The organism is Catenibacterium sp. (assembly GCF_052354645.1).
Classification (GTDB): Bacteria; Bacillota_I; Bacilli_A; order Erysipelotrichales; family Coprobacillaceae; genus Catenibacterium; species Catenibacterium mitsuoka_A.
Window position 1 is genome coordinate 1 of record NZ_DAWDDM010000229.1, and the last position, 3,233, is coordinate 3,233.

A 3,233-nucleotide genomic window follows, 5' to 3' on the forward strand; every position below is an offset into this window, starting at 1 on the left:
AATAAGAAGATATATATCAGGTATTTCATAGAGATGTAAGTCTATTATAGAAATAATATAAAAGCATGTAAGAGATGCGATATGAGATAAATAAAGAATACTTAATCCATCATGAATATAGAATAAGACAAATAAAAAGCCTGCTGTTAGTTCATGAACAAGCAGACTCTTATTGAGTTTATGATGACAATAACGACATTGCCCTTTAAGTAATATATAAGATAAGACTGGAATTAAATCTAATACATGTAATGTATGACCACAATAATCACAATGACTTCTTCCAAGTATTGATTCATGAGAAATATAACGATGTGACATACAAGATATAAAACTGCCAAAACAAGTACCTATCATAAATATAAGTAGTGGCATAATTCCTCCTTAACGATGTGTAAGTGATTCAATCAATTTACTAGAGGCAATGCTTTGTGATTTATTAGGATCCTTCACTAAGCAGACCTTACGATGTGGTAATGATTGAAACAACGGGATTTCATAGACTTCTCCCTTATCTAAGTATGGCTGGGCTAGCTTTCTAGGATAGAATGCAATACCTAAATTATGAATAATAAGAGGGATAATCTGATCAGTTGTAGAGACTTCTATATCAGGATGGAAAGAAACACCATTATCTAAGAAATATTGATTATAGAAATTCCTTGTTCCTGTCTGACTTGTAAGCGAAACAAAAGGTGTATCCTTGAATTCATCTAAAGAATGATGTTTCAATGAGAGTTCCTTATACTTCTTCCCACAAATAAGAATATCTTCAAAATGATCAAGTACTGAGACCTGTAATAAATGTGGTAAGTCTATTGGTGTTGTAACAACAGAGAAGTCACATAAATCATTTCTTAATGATTCTAATGCTTCTGGTGTAGTATGGTTAGTGATACGCAGGCGAACATGTGGATATTGTTCATGGAAACGTTCTAGATGGTCTAGAAGGAATATACGTAATGCATTCTCGCTGACACCTAAAGTAATTAAACCACTATTTAATTCTTTTTCTTTTTGTAGTTCACTTTCTCCAAGCCTTAAATGTTCCTGAGCAATTGCCACATGTTCAAATAAGTTTTCTCCCTCCGGTGTTAATTTAACACCTCTATTAGAACGAATAAAAAGCTTACAGCCTAGTTCACTTTCTAGGTTATTGATATAACGGGTGATATTAGGCTGGTTGTTCCTTAACATTTCAGCCGCCTTTGTGAAGCTCTGGTATTGTGCTACATAGTAGAATATTCTGTAATAATCATAGTTTGCCATAAGCGTCCTCCCATATAATAATCATATCATCAGTATATCAAAAATACTTTTTACATATTTCTGTTCATTCAGTATAATGCATTTGATTTAAATTTACAATGGAGTATGTTATGAAAGACAAACTTATTCAATGGTTTTTACGTGAAAGACAGATGTCTGAAGCTTTTATAAATAGTATCTTCCTTGCCATGTCTGGTGGCTTTCAGGATGCTTATACTTATTTTGCACGTGGTGGTGTTTATTCTAATGCCCAGACAGGTAACGTCGTATTATTAAGTAATCATATCATGAGTGGAGAATGGATGATTGCCTTAAAGTATTTGTTACCTTTAATCGCCTTTGCATCAGGAATATTTATTGCCGATATTGTGCATTCTCGCTTTAAATATGCCCAAAAGATGCATTGGAGACAGGGTATACTTGTATTAGAAATAGTGATTCTATTCTTTGTAGGACTCATTCCTCATCACTTAGATAGCTTAGCGACTATTCTTGTCTCATTCTCTTGTGCGCTTCAGGTACAGACATTTAGAAAAGTAAGTGGTTATTCTTATGCTTCTACAATGTGTATTGGGAATATTCGTAATGGTACAAGTGCTTTAGCTGATTATACAGAAACACATAATAAAGCATCACTTAGACGTGCATTCTATTATTATGGAATTATTTTCTTTTTTGGACTTGGTGCAGGATTTGGTGGTTTATTTTCCCAAGGAAAATCTATTCATGTTATCTGGGTATCAAGCTTATTATTAATCATCAGTTTCTTTATCATGGGATTAGAAAAATTAAGAGAGTAGAGAGATTATATCTCCCTACTCTTTTTATACGCTTAAAATGCCTTATTTTCTCAATTGATTTAAAGAAATAAACTGCACGCCTCCAGGAATCTCTTCTATTTCTTCGAGATAATGAGTGATATCCTGTTTACCTACAAGAGGTTTAAGTTCCTCTAAATACTTATTTAATAGCTGCTCAGGATAATTCAATAAATCATGATAATACTCTTCTAGAATATACAAACCAGGTGTTTGAATGACAAGATTTAATAACTGATCATACATACCTTCTTCTAAATAAATCTTATCAAGTCTTGCACGAGGTGGAAGACTATTAAGAAGATCTTCTCTTAATGGAATCCATTCCTCTTTTGTATATTGTCTTTTTAATTCACGATAGAAATCTATCTGTCCATCTTCTCTTACTAGTGTCCATAAAATATCTAAATAAGATTCTCTATCATTATCTTTTAAATATAAGTCCTTCAAATAAGATTGATACATCTTTTTAATAGAAGGCTTATCTGTCTTTAATGATTTCACAAATAAAATCGCTTTTTTAATATCAAGTGTACTATAGTAATCAATCAAAGATTTGGATACGACTTTATCTTCCAAATAATTTTTAAATGTATGAATAAGTATATCTATATCCATATAATCATCCATACATTTCACAATATAACTACGAGCTGATTTAACATCAGGATGATTTCTAAAAGCCTCTTCCACACTTTCTTTGATTTCTACTTTCTTTTCTACCTGCGGTAGTTGATCTAAATATTCTGGATGATCTTTTAATATTTTCTTTAATAGTTGTTTAGCCTGCTTCTCACTTAATGCATCAATAATTGTATGTTCATCATAAACAGGATGACTCTCTAAATAGTACAAAACAGCCGCCATATGCTTACATTGCGCTCCCTCTTTAGCATAGGGACAATCGCAGAACATATCATTATCATCTATTTTCACATGATAATCCTCTGTCCCATGAACAGTGGCATAGATCACTTCTCCTACTTTACGTACATGATCCACTGCCCCTTCCTGGGCATATTCATAACCTCTTTCTAATATTAAATCATCAAATAATTCTTCTTTCATCCTATCAGCTCCTCGAATCAAATTATAACATATTCTTAATAGTCTACACAAACATATCATTATCGTATATATTATAGA

At 32.2% G+C, this 3,233-nt stretch carries 4 protein-coding genes; 1 reads left to right on the forward strand and 3 read right to left on the reverse strand.

What is annotated here, in order from left to right; all coding sequences use genetic code 11:
• Positions 1 to 375, reverse strand: a 375-nt coding sequence (locus tag ACT8VG_RS09100) for a prepilin peptidase (protein WP_444195681.1), incomplete at its 3' end; no start/stop codon positions are given.
• Positions 376 to 384: 9 nt separating this feature from the next.
• Positions 385 to 1,269 carry a LysR family transcriptional regulator gene (locus tag ACT8VG_RS09105; protein ID WP_288704936.1) on the reverse strand — a complete coding sequence of 295 codons (885 nt, stop codon included), beginning with the start codon at positions 1,267 to 1,269 and terminating at the stop codon, positions 385 to 387.
• A 110-nt stretch (positions 1,270 to 1,379) separates the two neighbouring features.
• Here ACT8VG_RS09105 and ACT8VG_RS09110 point away from each other — a divergent pair, with 110 nt between their 5' ends.
• Entirely contained in the window at positions 1,380 to 2,069 is a 690-nt protein-coding gene (locus ACT8VG_RS09110) for a YoaK family protein (RefSeq protein ID WP_226793136.1), read from the forward strand.
• Positions 2,070 to 2,111: 42 nt separating this feature from the next.
• On the opposite strand, the gene ACT8VG_RS09115 is transcribed toward ACT8VG_RS09110, so the two are convergent.
• Entirely contained in the window at positions 2,112 to 3,155 is a 1,044-nt protein-coding gene (locus ACT8VG_RS09115) for an SWIM zinc finger family protein (RefSeq protein WP_444195682.1), read from the reverse strand.
• Positions 3,156 to 3,233 lie beyond the last annotated feature (78 nt).